Genomic DNA, 22,636 nt, shown 5'->3' with positions numbered 1-22,636 from the left:
AAGGTAACAACGCCAGCCCGTCGAGCGTCGTCATAAGTACGGCTGGCGCGGCCCTTCCTACGACCGCAGTCGGTGGAAGGTTCACGGTCTCAGGCGCTCGTGTACAGTCGTCGACGGCTCAGGATGTTGCCATGTCGTCGGCAACGAGCGTCACCCTCGAGAACGTGGAGTACAACGGATCGACCGCGACTTTCCGGATCTATGCGAACAGGGGCGGACAGCTGACTTGTGCCAGGATAAATCACAAGGTGCTGACTGGCGGGATCGGACTCTTCCTCGTTGGGGATGGCGCGGCAAAGCTCACCACCGGCAGTTCGACCTTCACCTTTGGTGCGAATGTCACGTACAGCGGGGCAACGTTCACAGCGCGTCGGTTCGGCTACTGCGAATGCCCGAGCATGACCTTCGCGTTAGGTGGGTTTACCGTCACCGGACAGCGGCACGCTATCGCGCAATGTTCCGGCACCGCCGGTACCGGCGCATTGGCTACGTTCTTCCCCGGAACGGTCTCCGGCACAACCGACGTCACCAGCCTCTTCGGCTAATTAGATCGCCGGAAGCGATGCGCGCCTCGCTACAAACTTAGGCCTTGGGCTCGTCCGGAAAATCGAAGCTGAGAAAAAGGAGTGCAAAAGCTCCGACGATCACGAGCGCAACGCATAGCGCCACGATTCCGTAGGGCCACACCGCTGATCTCCCATGGGGAAAACGAAGCCGACGCGCCGAATATGATGGCGCGTCGGCTCCGCCATGCTGAACCGGACAGGGCAACTCATCCGGCTATGACAGCGTAGCCGAGCCGCCGTATGGCGCAATCGAAGCGGGAAATTAGGCTTTAGCGGTAGGGTAAACGCGAACTACAGGCCGGCGACCGCCATCAGGCCGCCGGGCCTGTTCAACAGACACCCCCGGGCGGGTGCGCAAGCGTGCCAGCGCGGCGACCACAACGATTCACATCAACACTATCGGCTGGACCGATCGACCCGGCAGGGAATACCTAAACCGTCACGTGCATCACCACGGCCGCGACGCCCGCCTGCCAGCCTTTCTTTCGGCGAAATTCGCGCACTAGCTTTGGTTTTTGAAAAATGGAGAAGTTAAAGTGGCTATGGGGACAGTGAAGTGGTGCAACCCGGCGAAGGGCTACGGGTTCATTCAACCGGATTCGGGCGGCAAGGACGTCTTTGTTCACATCTCGGCAGTTGAGAAAGCCGGCTTCACCTCGCTCGCAGAGGGAGCCAAGGTTAGCTTCGACGTCGTGAACAATTGCGGAAAAGACTCGGCCGAAAATCTACGCATCGGTTGATCCGCGTTTAACGAAAAGGCCGCAGCAAAAGCGCGGCGCACCTGAGAAAATGCGGGGGTGCAAAACCCCCGTCGATCTAGCCGTGAAACCCGCTAGAAACCGAATGGCGAAAAAGGCGCCCGCCGCCACAATGACGGTAGCGCTAATCGCGAACAGTTCCCTATGGCTATTGTTCATGGTGTCTCTGCCACGTCCAGCGTAGTCATCGTTCGGCCCCTTGGTTGTCTCGTGCGGCTTTAGGCTTTGGTCGGAGCCCGTATTTGACCCCGCGCGCATTTTCCGGATTTAACCGCGCGGCGGACGCGAGACTGTAGCGGTCAAGCGGATGGCTCGTTCTCGTTCAGCACATCCACAAAACGCGCGTGTAGCGTTATCTCATACTTTGATCCGTCAAGCAGAACACGAAGGCGGTTGCGTGTTCCGCCAGATCCGAGAACAACGCCATGTCGGCCGACCATTTTGGGACCCGCCGCTGCGTTCGCGATGATCCGTTGCCCTTTCACCATCTCGTTTTTGACGAGTGTGAAGTCCAGTGGGTTCGGCAGGCTGCGTCTGTTTGGCGGAGGCATGTGGAAACTTAGCGCTCCCGGACGCAATGCAAGGCGTCTCCTCGTCGTGCCAGGTAGTTTGCGATCAGTAGCCTGACAGCCAAGACGGCGAGAGCGGCAGCAACAATGTCGCGGATCATTTGGACCTCGAAACGTTCGTTTAGCTCGCCCATCAAATCGTCAGCCTCGTTGGCTGAGCTGCGGTCAGTCGCGGTGTCACGGACACTCAGCGAGCAATAGAAGATTGTTTGGATGAATGTCGTCCGCCGCCGTCTTGATATACTTGTACCCGTCGTGCGTGGCCCAGACGACATCAACTCTGCGGCCGTTTTCTTCGACATAGAACTCCCACTCGTTGTTCTCGATGTCTCGGATAGCCTGATCGATGGATCGCTTCCACGGCGTTCCGTCGGGGTTTCCGCCGCCAACATGTGAGATTCTTTCGTGAGGGTTCTTTCTGTCCGTCTTGTTGACGTAGCGACTGCGTTCGCGTTTGGTCATTCACGTCTCCTGAATTTGGCAAAAGGCCGAGGACCAGCCTAGTCCACGACGGCTGGACTAGGCGGCCACCATCTAGGTAGGTGCTTGCGCTGACTTCTGCACGATACAAATTGTTAGCACCTCAGCGAATCGAGCCTCCCGGGGAGTGAGGTGGGCAGTCTTGCTAATCCAAGACGTGCCGCCGTTAGCGTGGCTGACCACCCAAAGTTTGCGGCGCGTGGTATACGCGCTCTTTTTTCCTGATTGTCACAGTGTAACGGGCTAGCGTCGGTGCATGCGCTACGTCGAGCCGTCCACTTTATGGCGTGGCGTCTTTGTCCAGCGCGTCCGCTAGCGTCCTTAGAAACGGTTGATGCCATTCATCCGACAGCAGCCAAGCCGGTAGGCTTGCGACGTAGCGGCTCAGCGCGATGACGCCAGCAAGCGTTGTCGGTTTGGAGTTGATGAGCACGTCTCCGTACTGGTCGAGAGCCAACAGCCGCTCCTCGCTGATTGCCTCGGCGGCGTCAAATTCGGGTCCTTCGACAAGTTTTGCAGATATGGATGCAGCGGCATCGTATTGCGCGGATAGCTCGCGGTGATGCTCAATCACATCAAAAATCGAATCTAACTCAGTCGCCATGGCGCATTTGCACCAGGCCACATGAGATCGACACCTACCGGGTTTGGTGGGTGCAATGGAGACCATTCGTCGATACAACTTGTAGGGCGCGCCCACGGACTGCCATCCGCGCGGGCGTGCGGTCAGCAGCTTTGCCAGGCAGACGGCAGGGCCGGCCCCTGAAGTTAGCGGCGCGTGATAGTGACGGCGCTTGCGTGCTTGCGACGCCCCAAGCGTCGAGTCACGTTGCTGCTAATTTCAATGGCAGTGCGGGCGCGATAGGGACAGCGTCGGCTTTTCGCATGTTTCCCGGCGCCGAGTCGCGCTCGCACTGCTTCCGTCGCGAGGCGCTTTGGCCGTCTCTTTTGTGAAGCGGTCTGAGCCCGAGGGTTCGCAATAATTGCGAACCCTGGAATGGCGGTTCACACCGTTTGATAGCGATATCGTGGTCATCACCCACGAGGCCTACACCAGAGCGAAGAAACCTTGTCTGGTGTTAAAGCCGAGCGATGGGCGAGGCTTACTCATTGACGAGGTGGAAAGCGGCTTCTCAACATTGTGGATGAGGCTTTGGCCAATGTCGTCGAGCATAGCCAAGTCAAGCTCAATGATCTTACATTCCTGATTGGCCACATACCTCATGAGACGCGATTGGCCCGTGCGACCGAGGTGACGGCGTTAGAGGTGCTCAGAGAGAGCAGCTGGTCCACGCGGGCACTGATGACGGTTTCGAGGTTGGCACTTCGTTGGCTTGGTTGGCCGGAGAGTCTTCCGTGTCAGCAGACCTCAGTGCCCTGAGAGCTGCCATGCTCCGACTGCCCTACGACAAGCAGATTGGGAAGGAAGACGAGAGGGAGCGACAACGCCTTGCGCAGCGCCTCGACAAGGTGCTCGGGGCTGCTGAAGCACTCTTAGACCAGCACGCCTTCATGACGCTTTCAGGCAACCAACACTCGATGAACTCAGCGGCCCTTGCGGTACCCTTAGAACTGCCTGGGCCTGTCGTGCTGGATGCCACGGCAAGCGTCGACCTCATGTACCAGCTTATGGAGGACCGGGCCGACATCATCCCAACGCGGCCCGGTGTCCGTGACTATAGCAATGTCACTCTTCACGTGGCCCGCACTGCGAGCATTGGTAAGACCAAGATGGAGGAGCTTGCGTCCACACAGTTTCCCCAGTTGCAGGCAAATCTGGCTGAGCGATTGTCGGCAGACCGTAGTGTGCCGTTCTGCGTCCACAAGCGAGTTGAGCACCTCGTGTCGGCGCCGGGAGACCTCGGCGTGCGCAGGGTCGCATCGGCTCATTGGGGCGCAATCGATGGCAGCAACGACTACAAGGAATTCGACACGGTGTCATCTTCGGCCTTCCGTTTCGTGACCGCATTTGGGGCACCAACGTGTTCTTTGCGTTCCAAGGTGTCCGTGATGATGACTGGCACGACAACCCGTCTTGGAAAGAGCACGCGAACGTCAGAGAGCTATCGCAACGCGGGCACCTCGCCACCTCCATCATCCAGGCAATGGGCCGTGTACGACTTCGGAAGGTCATCGACGAACAGGGGCGGTGCGCGCCCACTGACCCGTTCATCGTGTTGCCCGCCGGCGAGCGCGGCACGGAGATTCTTCAGTACATTCGCTAAGAGCTGCCGAACATCTCGGTGCAAGATTGGGCATTGGACCTCGACGGTTCCAAGGTCCCCGTCAAGCGCAGCGGCTTGCCCCCCGACCAATTGGTGACATTCATGGCAAACCGGAGCCCGGGGCGAACCTACATGAACCTGATCAGCCGCGAGTTCGGCTTGAAGCCGCAGCAGCGGAAAGATCTTCAGAAGACGCTGCGTGATGAGAACCACGCCAACCTTTGGTGCGGCCTTGATCGTTGAGATTAAGCTGCCTTCGTCACGAAGCTCTTCGCCCCGTGCCCTTACCTTTTGATCCGTACGCCACCCCCAGTGCCTTTAGCGCCAGTGTGGTCCCATTAGAGTTCCTCGGTGCAGCCTTTTTGGTTTCTGGGCATAACTGCGCCAATCGTGGCAGCACGAGAGGCTTAGCCCTCAGCTATCTCAACGCCCCCGTCTTTGAGATTCAACACCACTGTGCGGGCGCCAGCGTCAATGAGCGCCTTCAGATCGTGAGCCCAAGGCAGAGCTATAGAAAAATCATCATCTCCAGCAAGCAACCGGGCCTTATTACGCCAGTCCGGATCACGGAAGGGATCACAACCCCATGCATAGGCCGCGAAGGAACGGGGCTCGCTCACTATGTCACGAGGCAGCCCATTGGACATAAGATAGACCCCGTGATCTCGTGCCAGCAGCACAGAGGGCGCGCCAACCGCTTCCTTGACTAGCTCGCCGCTGCGCTTGTCTCGAACCGTCCGGGACTGCTGCGCATCGGAAGCGATGGAGTGCTCAACAACGCGACGTACTTCGGGAGCATCAAAGATCAGTGACTGCATTAGTTTCCTCCTGGGCGGGCAAACCAATAGCAAACTCTGCGCAAACCAGATGCCTCCTAATCTTACCCCATGGCGCAAGCCGAGCCAAATGGCCTCTTGCTCCGTCGGGCAAAACAGTGGTTCATAACCGACGAGCAACGCGTCCAGCGAAGGCCTCAAGAGCCTCCCTAGCGGCCCTTATGCGGGCACAGAGCGTCCACACGACGGCGGGCAATCATGGTAGAGTTTTCAGGTCGCGCATACCATCCCGACTCTGCTTGTTCCAGGGCTCATCCGGCAGTGACAGCTTTCGTGACTAAGGCAGCGGCGGTCTTCGCGGTGATGCCAGTGATCATAATGAATGATGCTTTCAGTGTGTCCCGGCAGCATCTCTACCGGCGGTACGCACTCAACCAGAATTTCATCAGCGCTTGTGGCCTGCCCGCGCTTTAGCCTCACCGCTTCGCGTTTGAGCCATCCGCTGCGCGAGGTGATCGTCGGTCACCGGGCTGAGATGATCGCGGGGTGGCCGGTTTGCGAACGGCTCGCCCCGGACGAGCGCGGGTGCGTTTACCGCGCGTCCTCCAATCAGCTGACGCTCGAGCGTGTCGCCGCGCTGAGTGGCCTCTCGCCCGACATCGTGATCGCAGCCAACCCGCAGCTTGATTTCCGCTTCGCTCTGCCACGCGGCTCGCTTCTCCTCATTCCCACCCCCCTTCCATAAAGGACGAAATCAGTCATGACGCACCCGCTTGAAAACAAGCCCGACACGTTTCCCGCCATTGCATCGGCATGGATCACGGCGATCGTCGTCGCCGTCGGTCTATGGACGCTCTTGCACACCTTCGCTCCGCCCGTCGGGTGGAGCGAAGGCTTGGATGGTCCCGTTCGCGTCAATATCGGCTTTTTTGGCACGATGTGGCACGACGTATGGGCAAACGCCCGGGCAGTCAGCTCGGTCGGCTCGATCGCCGAATTCGTATTCTACATCGTGACACGCCCGGTCGCCTCTTTGGCGGCGGACGGCGTGCTGACCCAAACTTCGATCCTGCTGGCGGCCGCGATGATTGCAGGTCGAAAGAGCTATAAGATTGTCTACCAGGCGATTTACAGGGGATTGCCACGGACCCGCAATGTCCAGACCTGCATCGGCAGCGAACCGCGCTACGGTGGGTTCGGTATTTCTCATATCGAGGAGACATGGCGTGATCGGCTGGTGGCCGCCGGTCGCGGCATCTACCTCGCTCCAGGCGTGCGGATGCCGCGCGATGTAGAGCCTGAGCACGTAGCCGTACTCGGCACAACCGGCGCAGGAAAGAGTACGATCGTTGAAGGGCTGCTGCAGCAGGCGATCCGGCGCGGTGACCGCTGCTTGATCGTTGACGTCAAGGGGCATGCCAAGCACCGTTTCAACGTTCCAGGCGCAGGCGAGCTGGCGTTGGGAAGTGAGGATGGCTTCATCTGGGCCATCGGCCGCGACATCCGCAATTCGACCTCGATTGAGGCCCACAGAATTCGTCATCGGCGCGTATCGTGCGGGGGTGCGGTTTCGCGCAGTTCAAGCGCCTCAAGACGTCGTTCAATGAGGGGCTCGTCGAATTCGAGGTTCGCCGCATGTCGTCGGCGCTCGAGCACGGTTCGCCGGAACGGTGCAACGTCGAGCGCGACGAGTATCACGATATCCCGCAGGCTATCTTCGGGTTCGTTGGCACCTACGGAGCGATCTGCATACGCCGCCATTCGCGCCTCGACTGCCTCACCGTTCAGTTCTCCTGAGCGGCTGATTTCGCTTCCATTCTCGGCGTCAGACACGACGCCGAGAATTCGCCCGCAGCCAGCCTATTCACGCCGTGGCTTTCGCTCTCGCGACCTGACCGCAAAGGCTTGGCCGTATTTCGGATCAGATCGGTAACCGTAAGATAGCTGGCGGATGCGCTACGAAGATGGTGGTTTGACGGCCATCCGCCACAGCTGCATAATTTCAAAAGATCAGGGTATTCTGGCCCCAGCGTACGGAAGCAGGTTGAGCAAATGAACGTCGAAAATGACAAACAAGTGCGCGCCGACGACAGCGAGATTGCTGCCAAGAATCTCCGCGCTTGCGGATATTTCCGCGTGTCAACGGGACGGCAGGCAGAATCGGATCTGTCGATCCCGGACCAGCGCAAGCAAATTGCGGCCTATTGCAAAACCCACGGTTGGAAATTCGTTTCTGAATATGTCGACGCGGGTGCGTCCGGCATGGAAGAAGATCGCACCGAATTCCAGCGTATGATCGAGCGCGCAACCGACGATGACAATCCCTTCGACGTGATCGTCGTGCACTCGTACTCCCGATTTTTCCGCGATGCTTTTGGGCTCGAAATGTACGTCCGAAAGCTCGCGAAGGCCGGCGTGAGACTGGTATCCATTACTCAGGAATTGGGCGACGACCCGGCTCAGGTCATGATGCGTCAGGTCATCGCATTGTTCGATGAGTATCAGTCGCGCGAAAATGCCAAACACGTTCTGCGAGCTATGAAAGAACATGCTCGCAAAGGATTTTATAACGGCTCGCCCCTGCCGCTCGGCTACACCCTGGAGGAGGTCGAAAAGCGAGGCGCCCGCATCAAGAAGCGACTTTGCGTAGACCCTGTCGATGCCGAAACCATCAAAACCATTTTCAAGCTCTATCGGCTTGGTGACGGAGAAACCGGACCAATCGGCATCAAGGGGATCGCCTCCTGGCTCAACGAGCACGGATACCGTACGCGTACGGGCGGGCTGTTCGGCGTCGCCGCCGTGCACAAAATCCTGACCAATACGGTCTATATTGGCGAATGGATCTTCAATAAGCGCTGCGCCAAAACGCAGCGCGAAAAGCCGGGCAGCGAGCACATCGTCGTCGACGTTCCGCCGATCATCTCCAAGAGCGAATTCGACGCGGTCGCCGCCTCCCTGAAAAGCATTCTTTTGACCGGCCTGACGGTCTGCGCATCCTGCGGCGGGGCCATGACGTTGCGGACCGGAACGTCGAAATCTGGCACCGTTCATAAATATTACACCTGCTCGACCTGCGTCCGCCAAGGCAAGGTTGCCTGCAAGGGGCGTTCGATTCCCATGGGGAAGCTGGATGATCTGGTAACGACCAACCTTGTCGAATGTCTGTTTCGTCCTGAGCGGTTGGCGGCGCTTCTCGCCTCGGTTTCGGCTCGGAGAGCCGAAAAGGCGCTCGAAATCGACCGGCGTGTCGCCACGCTTCAGACGGAAGTCACCGGGGCCGATGAAAAATTGAAGCGCCTCTACAAGATGGTCGAGGATGGCATCACGGATCTCGACGACGTCCTTAAGGGGCGGATCGCAAGCCTTAAGCTCGACCGGGACCGCGCCAAGACTGCGCTCGACAGGATCACGTCCCAGGCCGCCACCCCAACCGCCTTCAGTCCGGAAGCCATCGACGTTTTGGTCGCGCCATGCGCGAGAACATCACCTCCGGCACCATCCCCTTCCGCAAGGCCTACATCCGGACGGTCGTCGATCGGATCGAGGTCGACGACCGCGCTATCCGCATCATTGGGGACAAATCAACGCTGGAACAAGCCGTTGCAGGCCGCATCGTAGCCTCCGGCGGTGTTCGCAGATGTGTACCGAAGTGGCGCTCCCTAGGGGAATCGAACCCCTGTTTCAGCCTTAAGAGGATCAAGTCGATCCGCTCGACGATCATCCTGATAGAGTTCGGCGATAGGACCTATAGATTTCCGATCCCGGCTCGTCTGCACGAGCAGGGGTGACCGCACCAGTTTCGCACGAGGAACGGCCTAAGCGTAATGAACGCGATCGGGTGAGACAAAAAGACAGCAACATCAACGAGGCCGATCGTGATCCCGCCGCTCTTAGCGGTAAGGCTGGAGGTCTTCTACACAACGACGCAAGCGGATTCTTGATCTCTGCCAGAACAACAAGCCCGCTCTAGATTTCTCCGCTCCTCAGAACCCATCGTTCTGCTTTCAATCATATCCAAATCTACGATCGATGTGTAAGCGACCTGCCCTAGTGGGACTGCATGCAGCATCTTGCTGCAATGAAGCGTGCGAAGACGAGGGGAATTCTTCATGGTGCACCACGGTGCGTAAACCTTAGTGAAATTGGTCCTGTTTTGGTCAAAATCGTTGAAGCCCTTGCAATCGCCGATGCAAGGCGCGATCATCTCTTCGAGAATGAGCGGCTGATGAAAACTCATATCGATGCCGCTAGCGAAAAACGCATCAGCGGTGGTGATCAAGATGAAGCCCGCGGCAGTTTATGTTCGGTTCTCGACCGAGCTTCAGAACGAAAAGTCGACTGAAGACCAGATTGCTCTGTGTAGGGCCTATGCGGCCCGTCATCAACTCAACGTCGTCGCGATTTTCGAGGACAGAGCTCGTTCTGGAGCCTCTGTATTCGGTCGCGATGGCTTGATGCAGCTTATGGATGCGGCGCGCCAACAACGTTTCACCGTTGTCATTGTGGAAGCGCTGGATCGGCTTTCTCGAGACATGGAAGACCTGGCCGGCATCCACAAAAGACTATCTTTCCAGGGGATTGAGATTCAAGCCGTTCACGACGGCACCGCGGACTCGGTCTTGATTGGAATTCGCGGCCTCGTTGGACAAATGCAGCGCGAAGATGGAGCGAAGAAGGTCCGTCGCGGCATGGCCGGTGTGATACGAGACGGTCGACACGCAGGGGGACGCGCCTATGGATATCGGGCTATTCCCGGCAAGCCCGGTGAACTTGAAATAGTCGAAGGCGAAGCTGCGATCGTGCGCCGCATTTTCACGGCGTACGCCGCGGGGCGAACGCCCCGGGACATCGCAAACGATCTAAACCGAGAAGGTGTTCGTCCACCACGAGGCCGGCGATGGAATGCGTCGACGATCAATGGCAACGCTCAACGTGGTGCCGGACTCATCTTCAACGAACTCTATGCCGGCCGTATCGTCTGGAATAAAGTCCGGATGGTCAAGGATCCCGACACCGGTAAGCGACTATCTCGCCCGAACCCTCGTGATGAGTGGCAGAGCATCGAGGCGCCCCAGGTACGCATCGTCGAACAGTCCATTTGGGAGCAAGCTCACGCTGTAAAGACCGCGAAGAGCCACTTGCCCAGTCACGTGAAACGACGGGCTCCGCATCTCCTCTCCGGCCTTCTTCGCTGCGGCTATTGCGGATCGGGGATGTCGGTTCATGACCGTGACAAGACCGGAAAGACCAGGATTCGCTGTTCAGCGGTTCGCGAGAGCGGGAGTTGCTCAAATCGCAGGATCATATACCTGCGCGACATCGAAAGGCTTGTGCTCAGCGGCATGGCCGAGGAATTGAGCCATCCGAGGCTGATCGAGACTTACGTGCGCAGCTACAACAGTGAACGGGAGCGGCTTGCGGGCGACGCGGGCGCGGTGCGTGCGCGACTGATGGCGAAGCGCGACCGAATCGAAGGCGAGCGGCAACGAAACATTGATCTCGTGATCAATTACGTCATCTCTGAGGAGGATGCCAAGCAACGGATCGCGGAGCTAAAGGAAGAGCGGCTGCGCGTCGAGACAGAACTCGCCGCAATCGAAGAAGCCCCGGTCCCCGTTGCACTCCACCCAGCTGCCCTGGATCGCTACATCAGTACGGTGAACGCGCTTGCCGAGACAATGGCTGGTCATTCGAAGGCAGAAGACGATCGTGGTTCCCTGATCCAAGATTTTCGGATCCTCGTGCACAGCGTCACTGTCCACCCAAAGGGACCTTGGAAAGGTTTCGAGGTCGAGCTGAAAGGTAAGCTCGCCACTCTATTAGGCGGGGAGGTCTTTCCGCAGGCCCACCACAATAGTGGGGGATACATGGTAGCGGGAGAGGGACTCGAACCCCCGACCCCAGGATTATGATTCCCGTGCTCTAACCAGCTGAGCTACCCCGCCACAGGGTCGCGAACGGCTGTTACGGCCGATCTCGCGAACGCGCGGCATATAAGGAAGGGGGCGGCGGGAAGTCAAGCAAAGGCCGGTGATTGGCGGGGTCAATTCAGCGCGGAATCGCGCCTTTTCTCGCACTGGACTCGCGGAGACTCCCCTCACCCGGAATCCGCGCTTTTGCGCGGATTCCGGCCTCTCCCCGCGGGCGGGGAAAGGCGAAGGAGGGATCGGCCTATTTCGGCTTGACCGTCTGGTCGCCGCCGGGGCTGCCGGGGGGCGGGATGACCGGCATGGCGCCGTCCGTGCTCGGCGCCGGGGCGTGCATCTCGGGGTCGACGCCGGAGGGCGGGCAGAGCACGCCGTCGGATTTGGCCAGTCTGTCGCCGAGCGGTTCCCGGGCCTGGCCGGTGGTGGTGCCGTCGGGCGCGGTGGCGCGGTTCGGCCGGTCCTGCGGCATGCAGTTGGCGGCGTGTTGCGGGGATGGCGGCGCGGTCGCTTGCGGCGGCGTCGCCGGGGCGGGCGGGGCCTGCGCGATCGCAGCGCCGGAGGCGGCGATCAGGAGGCCCGCAAGTACGATGTTTGATGTCGTGCGCATGAGGGGAAAACGTCTGCGCCCATGCGGAGGTTCCGGCCGCACGACGAATTGACGCTGGCGGTTTCCCCGCGGCCGATGCTTCGAGACGCCCGCTTTCGCGGGCTCCTCAGCATGAGGTCTGGTTTTGCGGCGACAGCGCGCCCCGGCGAATCGCGATCACGATTTGACGTAGCGGATCAGCGAAAAATGCCCCATCGGCGGCATGGGGCGGCGCTCGGCGAGCGTCACGCCGCCGTGCTTGGCGGCCCAGTTGACGAGGCGGTCCCACGGGAATTCCGGGCGCCAGCCGAGGCGGCGGGCGACGGGGGCGAAGGCCAGCTCGAACAGTTTTCGCGGGCCGCTCTCCGCGCCGATATGGTTGACGAGGATCAGCTCGCCGCCGTGCTTGAGCACGCGCACGAACTCGTCGAGCGTGCCTTCGGGATCGGGCACCGCGGTGATGACGTATTGCGCGACCACCGCGTCGAAGAAATTTTCCGGGAAGGCGAGGTTCTTCGCGTCCATCACCGAGAGCACTTCGACATTCGAGAGGCGCAAGCTCCGCACGCGCGCCTGCGCCTTGCGCAGCATCGGCTCGGAAATATCGACGCCGCAGATTTTTGTGGTGCGCGAATAATCAGAGAGCGAAAGCCCGGTGCCGACGCCGACGTCGAGGATGCGGCCGCCGATGCGGTCGGCCTCCAGAATGGTCGACTGCCTTCCGGCGTCGAACACCTTGCCGAACACGAGATCGTAGACCGGCGCCCAGCGGCCATAGGCCTTCTCGACCCCGGCCCGCGAGATGTCTGCTGCCATGCCCCCTGCCCCAGCTTATTTTCTTAGCCGCGCACCGCTTCCACCAGCGGCCTCGCTGCGTTGCTCGCGACCTTCGCCGCGGCGCTCTGGATAAAGCCGCCGCCGAGCACGCGCGCCTGCCCCGAGGGCGCGTCGTAGAACACGCAGGCCTGTCCGGGCGAGACGCCCTCCTCGCCGGCGACGAGCTCGACTTCGTAATGGCCGTTGCCGCCGCGCAGCCAGGCCGGCTGCGGGCTGCGGGTCGAGCGCACGCGCACGAACATCTCAAGGCCGCTTCCGATGGCGCGGTCGATGTCGCCGCCGCCGATCCAGTTGACGTCACGCAGCACGATGCGGTGCATCTTCAGCGCATCGCGCGGGCCGACGACGACGCGGCGATTAGCGGCCTCCAGCCGCACCACGAACAGCGGCGCGCTGGCTGCAATGCCGAGGCCACGGCGCTGGCCGACAGTGAAATTGGCAATGCCGTTGTGTTGCCCGAGCACGTGGCCGTCGAGATCGACGATGTCGCCGGGGTCCATCGCGTTCGGACGCAGGCGGGTGATGATGTCGGTGTAGCGGCCGGTCGGCACGAAGCAGATGTCCTGACTGTCGTGCTTGTCGGCGACCGCAAGGCCGAAGCGGCGCGCGAGCTCGCGCGTCTCGGGCTTGGTCATGTCACCAAGCGGAAAACGCAGGAAGTCGAGCTGTTCCTGCGTGGTCGCGAACAGGAAGTAGCTCTGGTCGCGGTCGCTGTCGGCGGCGCACACCAGCGCGCGCGAGCCGTCAATGCTGCGGCGCGAGGCGACGTAATGGCCGGTGGCGAGCGCCTGCGCGCCAAGCTCACGCGCGGTCTTGAGCAGATCGCGGAACTTGACGGAGCGATTGCACTCGATGCACGGCACCGGCGTCTCGCCGAGCGCGTAAGAGTCGGCGAAATTGTCGATGACGGACTCGCGAAAGCGGTCCTCGTAATCGAGCACGTAATGGGGAATGCCGAGCTTTGCCGCGACATCGCGGGCGTCGTGGATGTCCTGGCCGGCGCAGCAGGCGCCCTTGCGATGGGTCGCCGCGCCATGATCGTAGAGCTGGAGCGTAATGCCGACGACGTCGTAGCCCTCGGCCTTGAGCAGCGCAGCCGTCGTCGAGGAGTCGACGCCGCCCGACATGGCAACGACGACCCTGGTGTCCTCAGGACGGCCTTCGAGATCCAGACTGTTGAGCATGGGCCTTAAGGTTGTGACGGCGGCGTGCGGCGATCCGCGCTGCTTGAGCTGTTCCTGGGCTTCCTCGCGGGGACATCGGCGATCCCCGGGAACTTGGTTCCCCCGGGGGGCACGACTGCCCGGTCGAAAGCGGCTGAGAGTAACGTCTTTAATATAGGCGGCATTCTGGTGAAGCAATCACGCGGGCAGCCAGCTTAGGGCAATTCTTGCCGGGGAGGCAGAAAAGGCGGGGCCGCGGAGGGCCGTGCGGCCGCGGGGGCGATTCATCAAGTCACTGATTTTACTTGATAAAATTGCTCATTCTGGGGCTGGCCCGCTCCTTGCTACCTCTTGGCCGAAGATGTTTCCAAGGGGTTTTCCGTGGTCGGTCGGACGTCAGATGTAGCAGCCAGCGTGCAAGTCCAGAGCGCGCAGCAGAAGCCTGCCCGCTCGCAGGGCTCCAGGGACACCTCCGCCAACGATTCCTTCGGCTCGCTGGTCGACAGCAACACCCAGGCGATCAGCAACAATTCGCAGGACACCCCGCCGCGCCGGACCGATGCCTCGTCCGCGTCGTCATCCGCCTCGGACAAGAGCCCGCGCGATACGTCGTCCACGGACCAGTCCTCGCAGAGCAAGGCCAGCGACGACACCGATACGCCGGCCCCCGCCGCGAGCGAGGCGGCCGATCCGGCCAAGCCCGCCAAAACCAAGGACAAGACCAAGGACAAGTCCGAGACGTCCGACGCCAAATCCGCTGACAAATCCGACGAGACCAAGGGCGACAAGACCGACGGCACCGACGGGCTTGCCGCCGTCGATGCCACGGCGACCGCGCAAGTCGACCCGACGCAGACCGCCGTTCCCGATCCCAGCGTTGTCGTTGCCGCACCCAGCGTGCCGGTCGATCCGAACGCGGCCGCGAGCCAGGCCAGCGATGCCGCCGCCTCGCCGCTGACGATCGCGGCTGCCGGCCTCGCCGCCAGCGCCTCCACCGCCGCGCAGATCGCAGGCGGCAAGACCGACACCGCCACGGCGAGCGACAAGAGCGCCAAAACCGCCGGCGCCAAGGTCGATGCCGACACGACGGGAACGCTGGGCGATGCCGCCGCCGGCACGACCGATCCGGCCGCGACCGATGCCAAAACCGATGCCAAGACCAATGGCGGGCTGATCGCCGCCGTGGACCAGGGCACGCCAAAGTCTTCGTTCAAGGCCGTCGCCACCGCGCAACAACAAACCGACGTCTCCAATATCGGCCAGGACGCGGGCAAGACCAACGCCGCGCAAACTCCGGCGACCGCCAACGCCACGCATCCGCAGGCCGCCAAGCCGCAAGAAGACGCCGGCATCACCGATGCGAAGGCCGGCACCGCCGATCGCAGCGCCGATGCGACGCCGGCAACGGCAAATACGCACGCGCATGCGGGCACGCAGGCCGTTGCAACGCCAACCGACACCAGCGCGCAGGCCGCTTCCACCATCCAGGCGCCGCTGACCAACGCGACATCGGCCGCGACCGCATCGACCGCGACGCTGACCGCGACCGCGGCGAATGCGACCGCCGTGCCGATCAGCGGCGTGCCGATCGAGATCGCCGCCGCCGCGCGCGCGGGCAAGACGCGCTTCGACATCAGCCTCGATCCGATCGACCTCGGCCGCATCGACGTCCGCATCAATGTCGACCGCAACGGCCAGGTCACCTCGCATCTCACCGTCGAGAAGCCGGAGACGCTGCAGATGCTGCGGCAGGACGCGCCGCAACTGCAGCGCGCGCTCGACGATGCCGGCCTCAAGACCGGCAGCAACGGGCTGTCCTTCAGCCTGCGCGACCAGAATTCATCGGGCCAGCAGTCCGGCCAGAACAACGACAATGGCGGCAATCCCCGCCGGCTGATCATCAGCGAGGACGACACCGTTGCCGCCGCGCCCGTCGGGCGCGGCTACGGCCGCATGCTCGGATCGAGCAGCGGCGTCGACATCAGAGTGTGAGGAGTATTCGAACATGACCACCACGAATGCCGCCACCGCGCCTACTCCCGTCTCCGGGACGACCGACCTCCCGAAATCCTCCTCGTCGAACTCGCTGAGCTCGACCACGGGATCCACCCTCGCCGGCAATTTCCAGACCTTCCTGACGCTGCTGACGACGCAGCTGCAGAACCAGAACCCGCTCGATCCGCTCGACACCAACCAGTTCACCCAGCAGCTGGTGCAGTTCGCCGGCGTCGAGCAGCAGCTCAAGACCAACGACTCGCTGTCCCAGCTCGTCACCCTGCAGCAGACCACGCAGGCGACCCAGGCGCTGGGCTTCGTCGGCAAGACCGCGCTCGTCGACGGCTCGACCGCGACGATGACGAAGTCGTCGGCGACCTGGCATCTCAACGTGCCCTCCGACTCCACCGTCGACATCACCGTCGCCAATTCCGCCGGCCAGACCGTGTTCACCGGCAAATATACCGCCGCGGCCGGCACCGACATCCCCTTCACCTGGAACGGCATGGGCAATGACGGCACGCAATGGCCCGACGGCAAGTACACGATCTCGGCTACGGGCAAGGACGTCGCGAACAACAATGTCGGCATCGCCGCGCAGGTGCAGGGCGTGGTGTCGTCGGTCGATTTGACCCAGTCGCCGCCGCTGCTCACCATCGACGGCGCCAGCTACACCCTCAGCCAGGTCAAGAGCATCATCGCCACCAGCAGCAATTAGAGGCGCCGCCACAAATTCGGTGTCGTCCCCGCGAACGCGGGGACCCATAACCACAGGGAGAAATTTGGCGAAGACTCGTGGTTAGGAATTCATTCTTGGTACTGCGACCCGTGTCTCATCGATAGATCCACGCGGTATGGGTCCCGGCTTTCGCCGGGACGACACTGAGGGCCTTGCGATACCGCGCGCAAGCCCCGTTTGTTAGTAAAGTATTTACGAAGACCCCGCCCGGCCGGCTCGGATCATGGTGTCCAGCCCCCCGGGACGGTCGCGTTCCCGTCATTTTCAACGAGAATTGTATTGATGCCTTAGGCTTAGCGGATTTTTAAGCCCGCACGCGTAGGGTTACGGCGTGAGTTCAGTGGTTGAGAGTTTGTGAGTACGCCATGACAGAACCCCATCGCCCGAGGGTAAAATACGTCATCGGGCCGGACGGCAGTCCGCTGACGATCGCAGATCTGCCCGCACCCGGCACCAAACGCTGGGTCATCCGCCGTAAGGCCGAAGTCGTCGCCGCTGTGCGTGGCGGACTTCTCTCCCTCGAGGAGGCCTGCAGCCGTTATACCCTGACAGTCGACGAATTCCTCTCCTGGCAGTTTTCCATCGACCAGCACGGTCTGGCGGGTCTTCGCACCACCCGCATCCAGCAATATCGCCAGTAAGCGATCCGGAAATCTGCGGCTTTTGACGAAAATCGGCCTCGCCCTGCGAGGCCGATTTTTTTCATGTTTCCTTTTGGCGCGACTTTTGTCCCAGCTCTTAATCTTCGTTAACCATATCGAAACCATCCCCTAGGCAATAATTGCCCAGTCGGCCTTTCCAGTGAAAGCAGCCGAAGCTGTCGGGGCGGTTGCTTGCAAGGTCTTGCGGACTTCTTAAAGGGTATCGGCGCCGCCCGGTTCGGGGCGATGATCGCGGTCACCGCCGCGCTCATCGGCTTTTTCGCGTTCGTCATCATGCGCGTGACCACGCCGCAGATGACGACGCTGTTCACCGACCTCTCGGTCGAAGATTCTTCCGGCATTATCAAGGACTTGGAGCGCCAGGGCATCCAGTTCGAGATCCGGAATGAGGGCAGCATCATCATGGTGCCCAAGGACAAGGTCACCCGCCTCCGCATGAAGCTCGCCGAGGGCGGCCTGCCCAAGGGCGGCGGTGTCGGCTATGAGGTGTTCGACAAGTCGGATGCGCTCGGCACCACCTCCTTCGTCCAGAACATCAATCACCTCCGCGCGCTCGAGGGCGAGCTCGCCCGCACCATCCGCGCCATCGACCGCATCCAGGCCGCCCGCGTCCACCTCGTGCTGCCCGAGCGCCCGCTGTTCTCGCGCGAGGCGCCGGAGCCGTCGGCCTCGATCGTGGTCCGGGTCCGCGGCTCGCTCGAGGCCCAGCAGATCCGCGCCATCCGCCACCTCGTCGCCTCCGCCGTCAACGGGCTGAAGCCGCAGCGGGTCTCGATCGTCGACGAGGCCGGCCAGCTGCTCGCCGACGGCGCCGCGACCGATCCGGAGCAGGCGGTCGGCGACGAGCGCCGCATCTCCTTCGAGAAGCGGATGCGCAAGCAGGTCGAGGACATCGTCTCCTCCGTGGTCGGCTCCGGCCGCGCCCGCGTCCAGCTCTCCGCCGATTTCGACTTCAACAAGGTCACCCAGACCTCGGACAAGTTCGACCCCGAAGGCCGCGTGCTGCGCTCGAGCCAGACCCGCGAAGAGCAGAGCATGACCGCCGACAACAACGGCCAGGTCACGGTCAACAACGAGCTGCCCGGCAACCAGCAGAACAGCGGCCCGGCGGCGAAGGACCAGAGCAAGAAGACCGAAGAGACCAACAATTACGAGATCTCCCGCACCACCAAGACCGAGGTGACCGAGGCCGGCCGGGTCAACCGCATCTCGGTCGCGGTGCTGGTCGACGGCATCTATTCCAAGAACGACAAGGGCGAGCTGGCCTATCAGGACCGCACCAAGGAGCAGCTCGACCGCATCTCCGCGCTGGTGCGCTCGGCGATCGGCTTCGACCAGAAGCGCGGCGACCAGGTCGAGGTCGTCAATCTGCGCTTCGCCGACGCCCCCTCCACCGCCCCGATCGGCGAGCCCGCAGGCTTCCTCGGCATGCTCCAGTTCACCAAGGACGACGTCATGTACTTCGTCGAGCTCGGCGTGATGATGCTGCTGGGCCTGGTCGTGCTGTTCCTGGTGATCCGCCCGCTGGTCAAGCGCATCCTCGCCTCCGACGAGGTCGCCGCCGCCATCTCCGGCGTCCTCACCGGCCCGGCCGCGAGCGACGACGCCGCGCCGGCCGCCAGCGGCCAGCCGCTGCTTCCGGGCGGCGCCGCGAGCGCAATCGACGTCGCCACCATTCAGGGCCAGGTCCACGCCCAGTCCGTTCATCGCGTCGGCGAGCTCGCCGAACGCAACCCCAACGAAACCGTCGCCATCATCCGCCAGTGGCTGACCGAACCAGCCAAGTAATCCTAGCCAAGTGAATCAAGAAGTGATCTGACATGGCCGCCTCCTTGCAAAACGCCAACTCGAACGACATCACCAGCGTGATCTCCACGCTCGGCCAGCGCGCCGGCAGCCGCACAGGCGGCAAGGCCGAAACAGTGGCGGGACCGAAGCGTGCCGCGATCCTGATGCTGGCGCTCGGCGAGCAATATGGCGGCAAGATCTGGTCGCTGCTCGACGACGACGAGGTGCGCCAGCTCTCGCTGGAGATGTCGACGCTCGGCACCGTCGAAGTCGACACGGTGGAGGACATGCTGCTCGAATTCGTCTCGCGCATGTCGGCTTCCGGCGCGCTGATGGGCAATTTCGACGCTACCGAGCGGCTGCTCCAGCAATATCTGGCGCCCGAGCGCGTCAACGGCATCATGGACGAGATCCGCGGCCCCGCGGGCCGCAACATGTGGGAGAAGCTCTCCAACGTGCAGGAAGAGGTGCTCGCGAACTATCTCAAGAACGAATATCCGCAGACCATCGCGGTCGTGCTGTCGAAGCTGAAGCCGGAACACGCCGCGCGCGTGCTCGGCATCTTCCCCGAGGAGCTCGCGCTCGACGTCGTCAACCGCATGCTGAAGATGGAAGCGGTGCAGAAGGAGGTGATCGAGAGCGTGGAAAAGACGCTACGCACCGAATTCATGTCCAACCTGTCGCAGACCCGCCGCCGCGACGCCCACGAGGTGATGGCGGAAATCTTCAACAATTTCGACCGCCAGACCGAAACCCGCTTCATCACCTCGCTGGAAGAGGACAACCGCGAATCGGCCGAGCGCATCAAGGCGCTGATGTTCACCTTCGACGACCTGGTGAAGCTGGATTCCGGTTCGGCCCAGACCCTGATGCGCAATGTCGACAAGGACAAGCTCGGCGTCGCGCTCAAGAGCGCCAACGAGGACGTCCGCAACTTCTTCTTCGGCAACATGTCCTCGCGCGCGGCCAAGATGCTCCAGGACGACATGGCGGCAATGGGACCCGTGCGCCTGCGCGACGTCGACGAGGCCCAGGCGCTGCTGGTCAACCTCGCAAAGGACCTCGCCGCCAAGGGCGAGATCATGCTGACCAAGAACCGCGCCGACGACGAGCTGGTGTATTGATGGGCGCCCCGGCAAAATTCCTGTTCGACACCGACTTCGCGGCGCCGGAGCGGACGACGCGCGAGAAGGCTGCGACCGCGGCCGAAATCGCCCAGAAGGTCGCCGAAGCCGAGGCGCGCGCCTATCAGGACGGCTTTGCCGCCGGCCAGCGCGAAGCCAAGGCCGAAAGCGACCGCCGCGTCGCGCTCGCCATGGAAGAGATCAACATCGCCGTCCGGGGCATCGCGTCCGGCATCGGCAACATCGAGTCCAAGATGGAGACCGAGGCGGTCGACGTCGCCGTGGCCGTGGCGCGCAAGCTGTGCGCCGATCTGGTCGCCGCCGAACCGCTCGGCGAGATCATGGCGCTGGTCAAGGACTGCTTCTCGCACCTGGTCGCGACGCCGCATCTCGTCGTCCGCATCAACGACGCGCTCTACGACAGCGCGCGCGAGAAGATCGAGCGGCTCGCCAAGCAGAGCGGCTTCGAGGGCCGGCTCGTGATCCTGGCCGAGCCCGAAATTGTCACCGGCGACTGCCGGATCGAATGGGCCGATGGCGGCGTGGTGCTGGAACGCGGCGCCATCGCGGCCAAGATCGACGAAATGGTCGGACGCTATATCGCGTCCCGCAGGGGGAGCTAAACCATGAGCGACACCGACGGACAGGTCCCGCTGCCCGATCTCAACGGCCCGCTGCCGCCGACCGCCGACGTCGGCTACAACGAGGACGAATATGCGACGCGCGCCGCCGCCGACCTCGAGGCCGTGTTCGACGTGCCGGTGCAGGTCTCGGCCGTGCTCGGCCGCTCCAAGATGGACGTCAGCGAGCTGTTGAAGCTCGGGCCCGGCACCGTGCTCGAGCTCGACCGCCGCGTCGGCGAGGCCATCGACATCTACGTCAACAACAAGCTGGTCGCCCGCGGCGAAGTCGTCCTCGTCGAGGACAAGCTCGGCGTGACCATGACCGAAATCATCAAGACTGAACGCAGCTAGTAGCGCAGGACATGACGCGCGGCAGCGCGACCAGACGGACAGGAGATTGACATGCGGCTTCTCATCGTTGGCACATTGAAGGGCCAGCTCACCACCGCCACCAAGATCGCGATGGAGAACGGCGCCACCGTGACCCACGCCGAGGATCACGAGCAGGCGATGCGTGTGCTGCGCGGCGGCAAGGGTGCCGACCTCCTGCTGGTCGACGTCGCCCTCGACATCCGCGACCTCGTGATGCGGCTCGAAGCCGAGCACATCCACGCGCCGATCGTCGCCTGCGGCATTACCAACGACGCCCGCGCCGCGGTCGCCGCGATCCATGCCGGCGCCAAGGAATACATCCCGCTGCCGCCGGATCCGGAACTGATCGCAGCCGTGCTCGCCGCGGTCGCCAACGATTCCCGCGAACTGGTCTATCGCGACGAGGCGATGGCCAAGGTGATCAAGCTCGCCCAGCAGATCGCGGGTTCGGACGCCTCGGTGATGATCACCGGCGAATCCGGCACCGGCAAAGAAGTGCTGGCGCGCTACGTCCACACCCGCTCGGCGCGCGTCAAGCGCCCCTTCATCTCGATCAACTGCGCCGCGATCCCCGAGCATCTCCTGGAATCCGAACTGTTCGGCCACGAGAAGGGCGCCTTCACCGGCGCGGTCGCCCGCCGCATCGGCAAGTTCGAGGAGGCGACCGGCGGCACGCTGCTGCTCGACGAAATCTCGGAGATGGACGTCCGCCTGCAATCGAAGCTGCTGCGCGCCATTCAGGAGCGCGTCATCGATCGCGTCGGCGGCACCAAGCCCGTCCCTGTCGACATCCGCATCATCGCGACCTCGAACCGCAATCTGGCGGAGGCCGTGCGCGAAGGCACGTTCCGCGAGGATCTGCTGTTCCGCCTCAACGTCGTCAACCTGAAGATCCCGCCGCTGCGCGAGCGCCCCGCCGACATTCTGGAACTCGCCCAGCACTTCGTGAAGAAATACGCCGAGGCCAACGGCGTGCCGATGCGCCCGATCTCGGCGGAAGCGCGCCGCGTGCTCTCCACCAACCGCTGGCAGGGCAACGTCCGTGAGCTCGAAAACACCATGCACCGTGCGGTGCTGATGGCGCAGGGCGACGAGATCGGCCCCGACGCGATCATCACGCCGGACGGCGACCGCCTCGACCTCGCCAAGACCGCGCCGGCCGTGGCGCATGCCACCATGGCCGCCGAGCAGGTGACGCGCGCGCTGGTCGGCCGCACCGTCGCCGACGTCGAGCGCGACCTGATCCTGGAGACGCTGAAGCACTGCCTCGGCAACCGGACCCACGCCGCCAACATCCTCGGCATCTCGATCCGCACGCTGCGCAACAAGCTCAACGAATATTCCGACGGCGGCATTCCGATCACGCCGGCGGGAACGCCGGGTGAGTATCCGCGGATGCCGATGGTGGGGGCGTAGGGCCCCAGAGCACACAAGCTGACGAAC

23 protein-coding genes and 1 tRNA gene are annotated in these 22,636 nt (G+C 62.4%); 17 read left to right on the top strand and 7 right to left on the bottom strand.

Features of this window, described 5'->3' with window-relative positions:
• Window positions 1-131 precede the first annotated feature (131 nt).
• Together NLM15_RS06950 and NLM15_RS06945 are read left to right on the top strand one after the other, a co-directional pair.
• Window positions 132-545, top strand: coding sequence for a hypothetical protein (locus NLM15_RS06950; protein WP_254116278.1), 414 nt, complete (start codon window positions 132-134; stop codon window positions 543-545).
• A gap of 557 nt (window positions 546-1,102) precedes the next feature.
• Window positions 1,103-1,306, top strand: a complete 204-nt coding sequence (locus NLM15_RS06945) for a cold-shock protein (protein WP_254116277.1) — start codon at window positions 1,103-1,105, stop codon at window positions 1,304-1,306.
• 764 nt (window positions 1,307-2,070) lie between these two features.
• Here the strand turns inward: NLM15_RS06945 and NLM15_RS06940 are convergent.
• Both NLM15_RS06940 and NLM15_RS06935 read right to left on the bottom strand, forming a co-directional pair.
• Window positions 2,071-2,355 carry a DUF3892 domain-containing protein gene (locus tag NLM15_RS06940; protein ID WP_254116276.1) on the bottom strand — a complete coding sequence of 95 codons (285 nt, stop codon included), beginning with the start codon at window positions 2,353-2,355 and terminating at the stop codon, window positions 2,071-2,073.
• A gap of 298 nt (window positions 2,356-2,653) precedes the next feature.
• The gene (locus tag NLM15_RS06935; protein ID WP_254116275.1) at window positions 2,654-2,977 is read right to left on the bottom strand and encodes a hypothetical protein; all 324 of its coding nucleotides are present in this window, start codon (window positions 2,975-2,977) and stop codon (window positions 2,654-2,656) included.
• Window positions 2,978-4,355: 1,378 nt separating this feature from the next.
• On the opposite strand from NLM15_RS06935, the gene NLM15_RS06930 reads away from it, so the two are divergent.
• Window positions 4,356-4,598 carry a hypothetical protein gene (locus NLM15_RS06930; RefSeq protein WP_254116274.1) on the top strand — a complete coding sequence of 81 codons (243 nt, stop codon included), beginning with the start codon at window positions 4,356-4,358 and terminating at the stop codon, window positions 4,596-4,598.
• 33 nt (window positions 4,599-4,631) lie between these two features.
• On the top strand, window positions 4,632-4,841 hold the full coding sequence (locus tag NLM15_RS06925) for a hypothetical protein (RefSeq protein ID WP_254116273.1): 210 nt from the start codon (window positions 4,632-4,634) through the stop codon (window positions 4,839-4,841).
• Window positions 4,842-5,005: 164 nt separating this feature from the next.
• Here NLM15_RS06925 and NLM15_RS06920 read toward each other — a convergent pair whose 3' ends face one another.
• The gene (locus NLM15_RS06920; protein WP_254116272.1) at window positions 5,006-5,416 is read right to left on the bottom strand and encodes a DUF3085 domain-containing protein; all 411 of its coding nucleotides are present in this window, start codon (window positions 5,414-5,416) and stop codon (window positions 5,006-5,008) included.
• Between the two features lie 340 nt (window positions 5,417-5,756).
• Between NLM15_RS06920 and NLM15_RS06915 the strand changes: the two genes are divergently transcribed.
• The 5 genes from NLM15_RS06915 (at window position 5,757) to NLM15_RS06895 (ending at window position 11,289) form a co-directional block, all read left to right on the top strand.
• Window positions 5,757-6,119, top strand: a complete 363-nt coding sequence (locus NLM15_RS06915; protein ID WP_254116271.1) for a hypothetical protein — start codon at window positions 5,757-5,759, stop codon at window positions 6,117-6,119.
• Window positions 6,120-6,134: 15 nt separating this feature from the next.
• Window positions 6,135-7,307 (top strand): type IV secretion system DNA-binding domain-containing protein, encoded by a 1,173-nt coding sequence (locus tag NLM15_RS06910; RefSeq protein ID WP_254116270.1) that lies wholly within the window; start codon window positions 6,135-6,137, stop codon window positions 7,305-7,307.
• A 119-nt stretch (window positions 7,308-7,426) separates the two neighbouring features.
• Window positions 7,427-8,995, top strand: coding sequence for a recombinase family protein (locus tag NLM15_RS06905; protein ID WP_309144915.1), 1,569 nt, complete (start codon window positions 7,427-7,429; stop codon window positions 8,993-8,995).
• A gap of 442 nt (window positions 8,996-9,437) precedes the next feature.
• Entirely contained in the window at window positions 9,438-9,719 is a 282-nt protein-coding gene (locus NLM15_RS06900) for a hypothetical protein (RefSeq protein ID WP_254116269.1), read from the top strand.
• The gene (locus NLM15_RS06895) at window positions 9,619-11,289 is read left to right on the top strand and encodes a recombinase family protein (protein WP_309144963.1); all 1,671 of its coding nucleotides are present in this window, start codon (window positions 9,619-9,621) and stop codon (window positions 11,287-11,289) included. The genes NLM15_RS06900 and NLM15_RS06895 overlap by 101 nt, the downstream gene beginning before the upstream one ends.
• Here the strand turns inward: NLM15_RS06895 and NLM15_RS06890 are convergent.
• From NLM15_RS06890 to mnmA, 4 genes are all read right to left on the bottom strand, one after another.
• Window positions 11,246-11,322 (bottom strand) — tRNA-Met (locus tag NLM15_RS06890). The two genes, NLM15_RS06895 and NLM15_RS06890, sit on opposite strands and share 44 nt — an antisense overlap.
• A gap of 226 nt (window positions 11,323-11,548) precedes the next feature.
• Window positions 11,549-11,911, bottom strand: a complete 363-nt coding sequence (locus NLM15_RS06885; protein ID WP_254116268.1) for a hypothetical protein — start codon at window positions 11,909-11,911, stop codon at window positions 11,549-11,551.
• Window positions 11,912-12,067: 156 nt separating this feature from the next.
• Window positions 12,068-12,706, bottom strand: coding sequence for a class I SAM-dependent methyltransferase (locus NLM15_RS06880; RefSeq protein WP_254116267.1), 639 nt, complete (start codon window positions 12,704-12,706; stop codon window positions 12,068-12,070).
• Between the two features lie 23 nt (window positions 12,707-12,729).
• On the bottom strand, window positions 12,730-13,911 hold the full coding sequence (gene mnmA / locus NLM15_RS06875) for a tRNA 2-thiouridine(34) synthase MnmA (RefSeq protein ID WP_254116266.1): 1,182 nt from the start codon (window positions 13,909-13,911) through the stop codon (window positions 12,730-12,732).
• Between the two features lie 360 nt (window positions 13,912-14,271).
• On the opposite strand from mnmA, the gene NLM15_RS06870 reads away from it, so the two are divergent.
• The 8 genes from NLM15_RS06870 (at window position 14,272) to NLM15_RS06835 (ending at window position 22,609) form a co-directional block, all read left to right on the top strand.
• Window positions 14,272-15,882, top strand: a complete 1,611-nt coding sequence (locus NLM15_RS06870; RefSeq protein ID WP_254116265.1) for a flagellar hook-length control protein FliK — start codon at window positions 14,272-14,274, stop codon at window positions 15,880-15,882.
• 13 nt (window positions 15,883-15,895) lie between these two features.
• Window positions 15,896-16,603: a flagellar hook assembly protein FlgD gene (locus tag NLM15_RS06865; RefSeq protein ID WP_254116264.1), complete on the top strand. Its 708-nt coding sequence runs from the start codon at window positions 15,896-15,898 to the stop codon at window positions 16,601-16,603.
• A gap of 386 nt (window positions 16,604-16,989) precedes the next feature.
• Window positions 16,990-17,265, top strand: a complete 276-nt coding sequence (locus NLM15_RS06860; protein WP_002714638.1) for a DUF1153 domain-containing protein — start codon at window positions 16,990-16,992, stop codon at window positions 17,263-17,265.
• Between the two features lie 192 nt (window positions 17,266-17,457).
• Window positions 17,458-19,074, top strand: a complete 1,617-nt coding sequence (gene fliF / locus NLM15_RS06855) for a flagellar basal-body MS-ring/collar protein FliF (protein WP_254116263.1) — start codon at window positions 17,458-17,460, stop codon at window positions 19,072-19,074.
• Window positions 19,075-19,106: 32 nt separating this feature from the next.
• Complete coding sequence (gene fliG, locus NLM15_RS06850) at window positions 19,107-20,198, top strand: flagellar motor switch protein FliG (protein ID WP_254116262.1); 1,092 nt, start codon at window positions 19,107-19,109, stop codon at window positions 20,196-20,198.
• Window positions 20,198-20,821, top strand: a complete 624-nt coding sequence (locus NLM15_RS06845; RefSeq protein ID WP_254116261.1) for a FliH/SctL family protein — start codon at window positions 20,198-20,200, stop codon at window positions 20,819-20,821. The genes fliG and NLM15_RS06845 overlap by 1 nt, the downstream gene beginning before the upstream one ends.
• Window positions 20,822-20,824: 3 nt before the next feature.
• Window positions 20,825-21,172 (top strand): flagellar motor switch protein FliN, encoded by a 348-nt coding sequence (gene fliN / locus NLM15_RS06840; RefSeq protein ID WP_254116260.1) that lies wholly within the window; start codon window positions 20,825-20,827, stop codon window positions 21,170-21,172.
• 51 nt (window positions 21,173-21,223) lie between these two features.
• A complete protein-coding gene (locus NLM15_RS06835) occupies window positions 21,224-22,609 on the top strand; it encodes a sigma-54-dependent Fis family transcriptional regulator (protein WP_254116259.1) in 1,386 nt (461 codons plus the stop codon).
• The last annotated feature ends 27 nt before the right edge of the window (window positions 22,610-22,636 follow it).

Source organism: Bradyrhizobium sp. CCGB20 (assembly GCF_024199855.1).
Classification (GTDB): Bacteria; Pseudomonadota; Alphaproteobacteria; order Rhizobiales; family Xanthobacteraceae; genus Bradyrhizobium.
This window is presented reverse-complemented; position numbering and strand designations above follow the sequence as displayed.

Coding starts and splice junctions, on each gene's coding strand:
- mnmA (WP_254116266.1), bottom strand. CDS start 13,911: ATGCTCAACAGTCTGGATCTCGAAGGCCGTCCTGAGGACACCAGGGTC.
- NLM15_RS06920 (WP_254116272.1), bottom strand. CDS start 5,416: ATGCAGTCACTGATCTTTGATGCTCCCGAAGTACGTCGCGTTGTTGAG.
- NLM15_RS06895 (WP_309144963.1), top strand. CDS start 9,619: ATGCCGCTAGCGAAAAACGCATCAGCGGTGGTGATCAAGATGAAGCCC.
- NLM15_RS06950 (WP_254116278.1), top strand. CDS start 132: ATGTCGTCGGCAACGAGCGTCACCCTCGAGAACGTGGAGTACAACGGA.
- NLM15_RS06885 (WP_254116268.1), bottom strand. CDS start 11,911: ATGCGCACGACATCAAACATCGTACTTGCGGGCCTCCTGATCGCCGCC.
- NLM15_RS06900 (WP_254116269.1), top strand. CDS start 9,438: ATGCAGCATCTTGCTGCAATGAAGCGTGCGAAGACGAGGGGAATTCTT.
- NLM15_RS06940 (WP_254116276.1), bottom strand. CDS start 2,355: ATGACCAAACGCGAACGCAGTCGCTACGTCAACAAGACGGACAGAAAG.
- NLM15_RS06910 (WP_254116270.1), top strand. CDS start 6,135: ATGACGCACCCGCTTGAAAACAAGCCCGACACGTTTCCCGCCATTGCA.
- NLM15_RS06860 (WP_002714638.1), top strand. CDS start 16,990: ATGACAGAACCCCATCGCCCGAGGGTAAAATACGTCATCGGGCCGGAC.
- NLM15_RS06905 (WP_309144915.1), top strand. CDS start 7,427: ATGAACGTCGAAAATGACAAACAAGTGCGCGCCGACGACAGCGAGATT.
- NLM15_RS06935 (WP_254116275.1), bottom strand. CDS start 2,977: ATGGCGACTGAGTTAGATTCGATTTTTGATGTGATTGAGCATCACCGC.
- NLM15_RS06865 (WP_254116264.1), top strand. CDS start 15,896: ATGACCACCACGAATGCCGCCACCGCGCCTACTCCCGTCTCCGGGACG.
- NLM15_RS06915 (WP_254116271.1), top strand. CDS start 5,757: ATGATGCTTTCAGTGTGTCCCGGCAGCATCTCTACCGGCGGTACGCAC.
- NLM15_RS06845 (WP_254116261.1), top strand. CDS start 20,198: ATGGGCGCCCCGGCAAAATTCCTGTTCGACACCGACTTCGCGGCGCCG.
- fliN (WP_254116260.1), top strand. CDS start 20,825: ATGAGCGACACCGACGGACAGGTCCCGCTGCCCGATCTCAACGGCCCG.
- NLM15_RS06835 (WP_254116259.1), top strand. CDS start 21,224: ATGCGGCTTCTCATCGTTGGCACATTGAAGGGCCAGCTCACCACCGCC.
- fliG (WP_254116262.1), top strand. CDS start 19,107: ATGGCCGCCTCCTTGCAAAACGCCAACTCGAACGACATCACCAGCGTG.
- NLM15_RS06880 (WP_254116267.1), bottom strand. CDS start 12,706: ATGGCAGCAGACATCTCGCGGGCCGGGGTCGAGAAGGCCTATGGCCGC.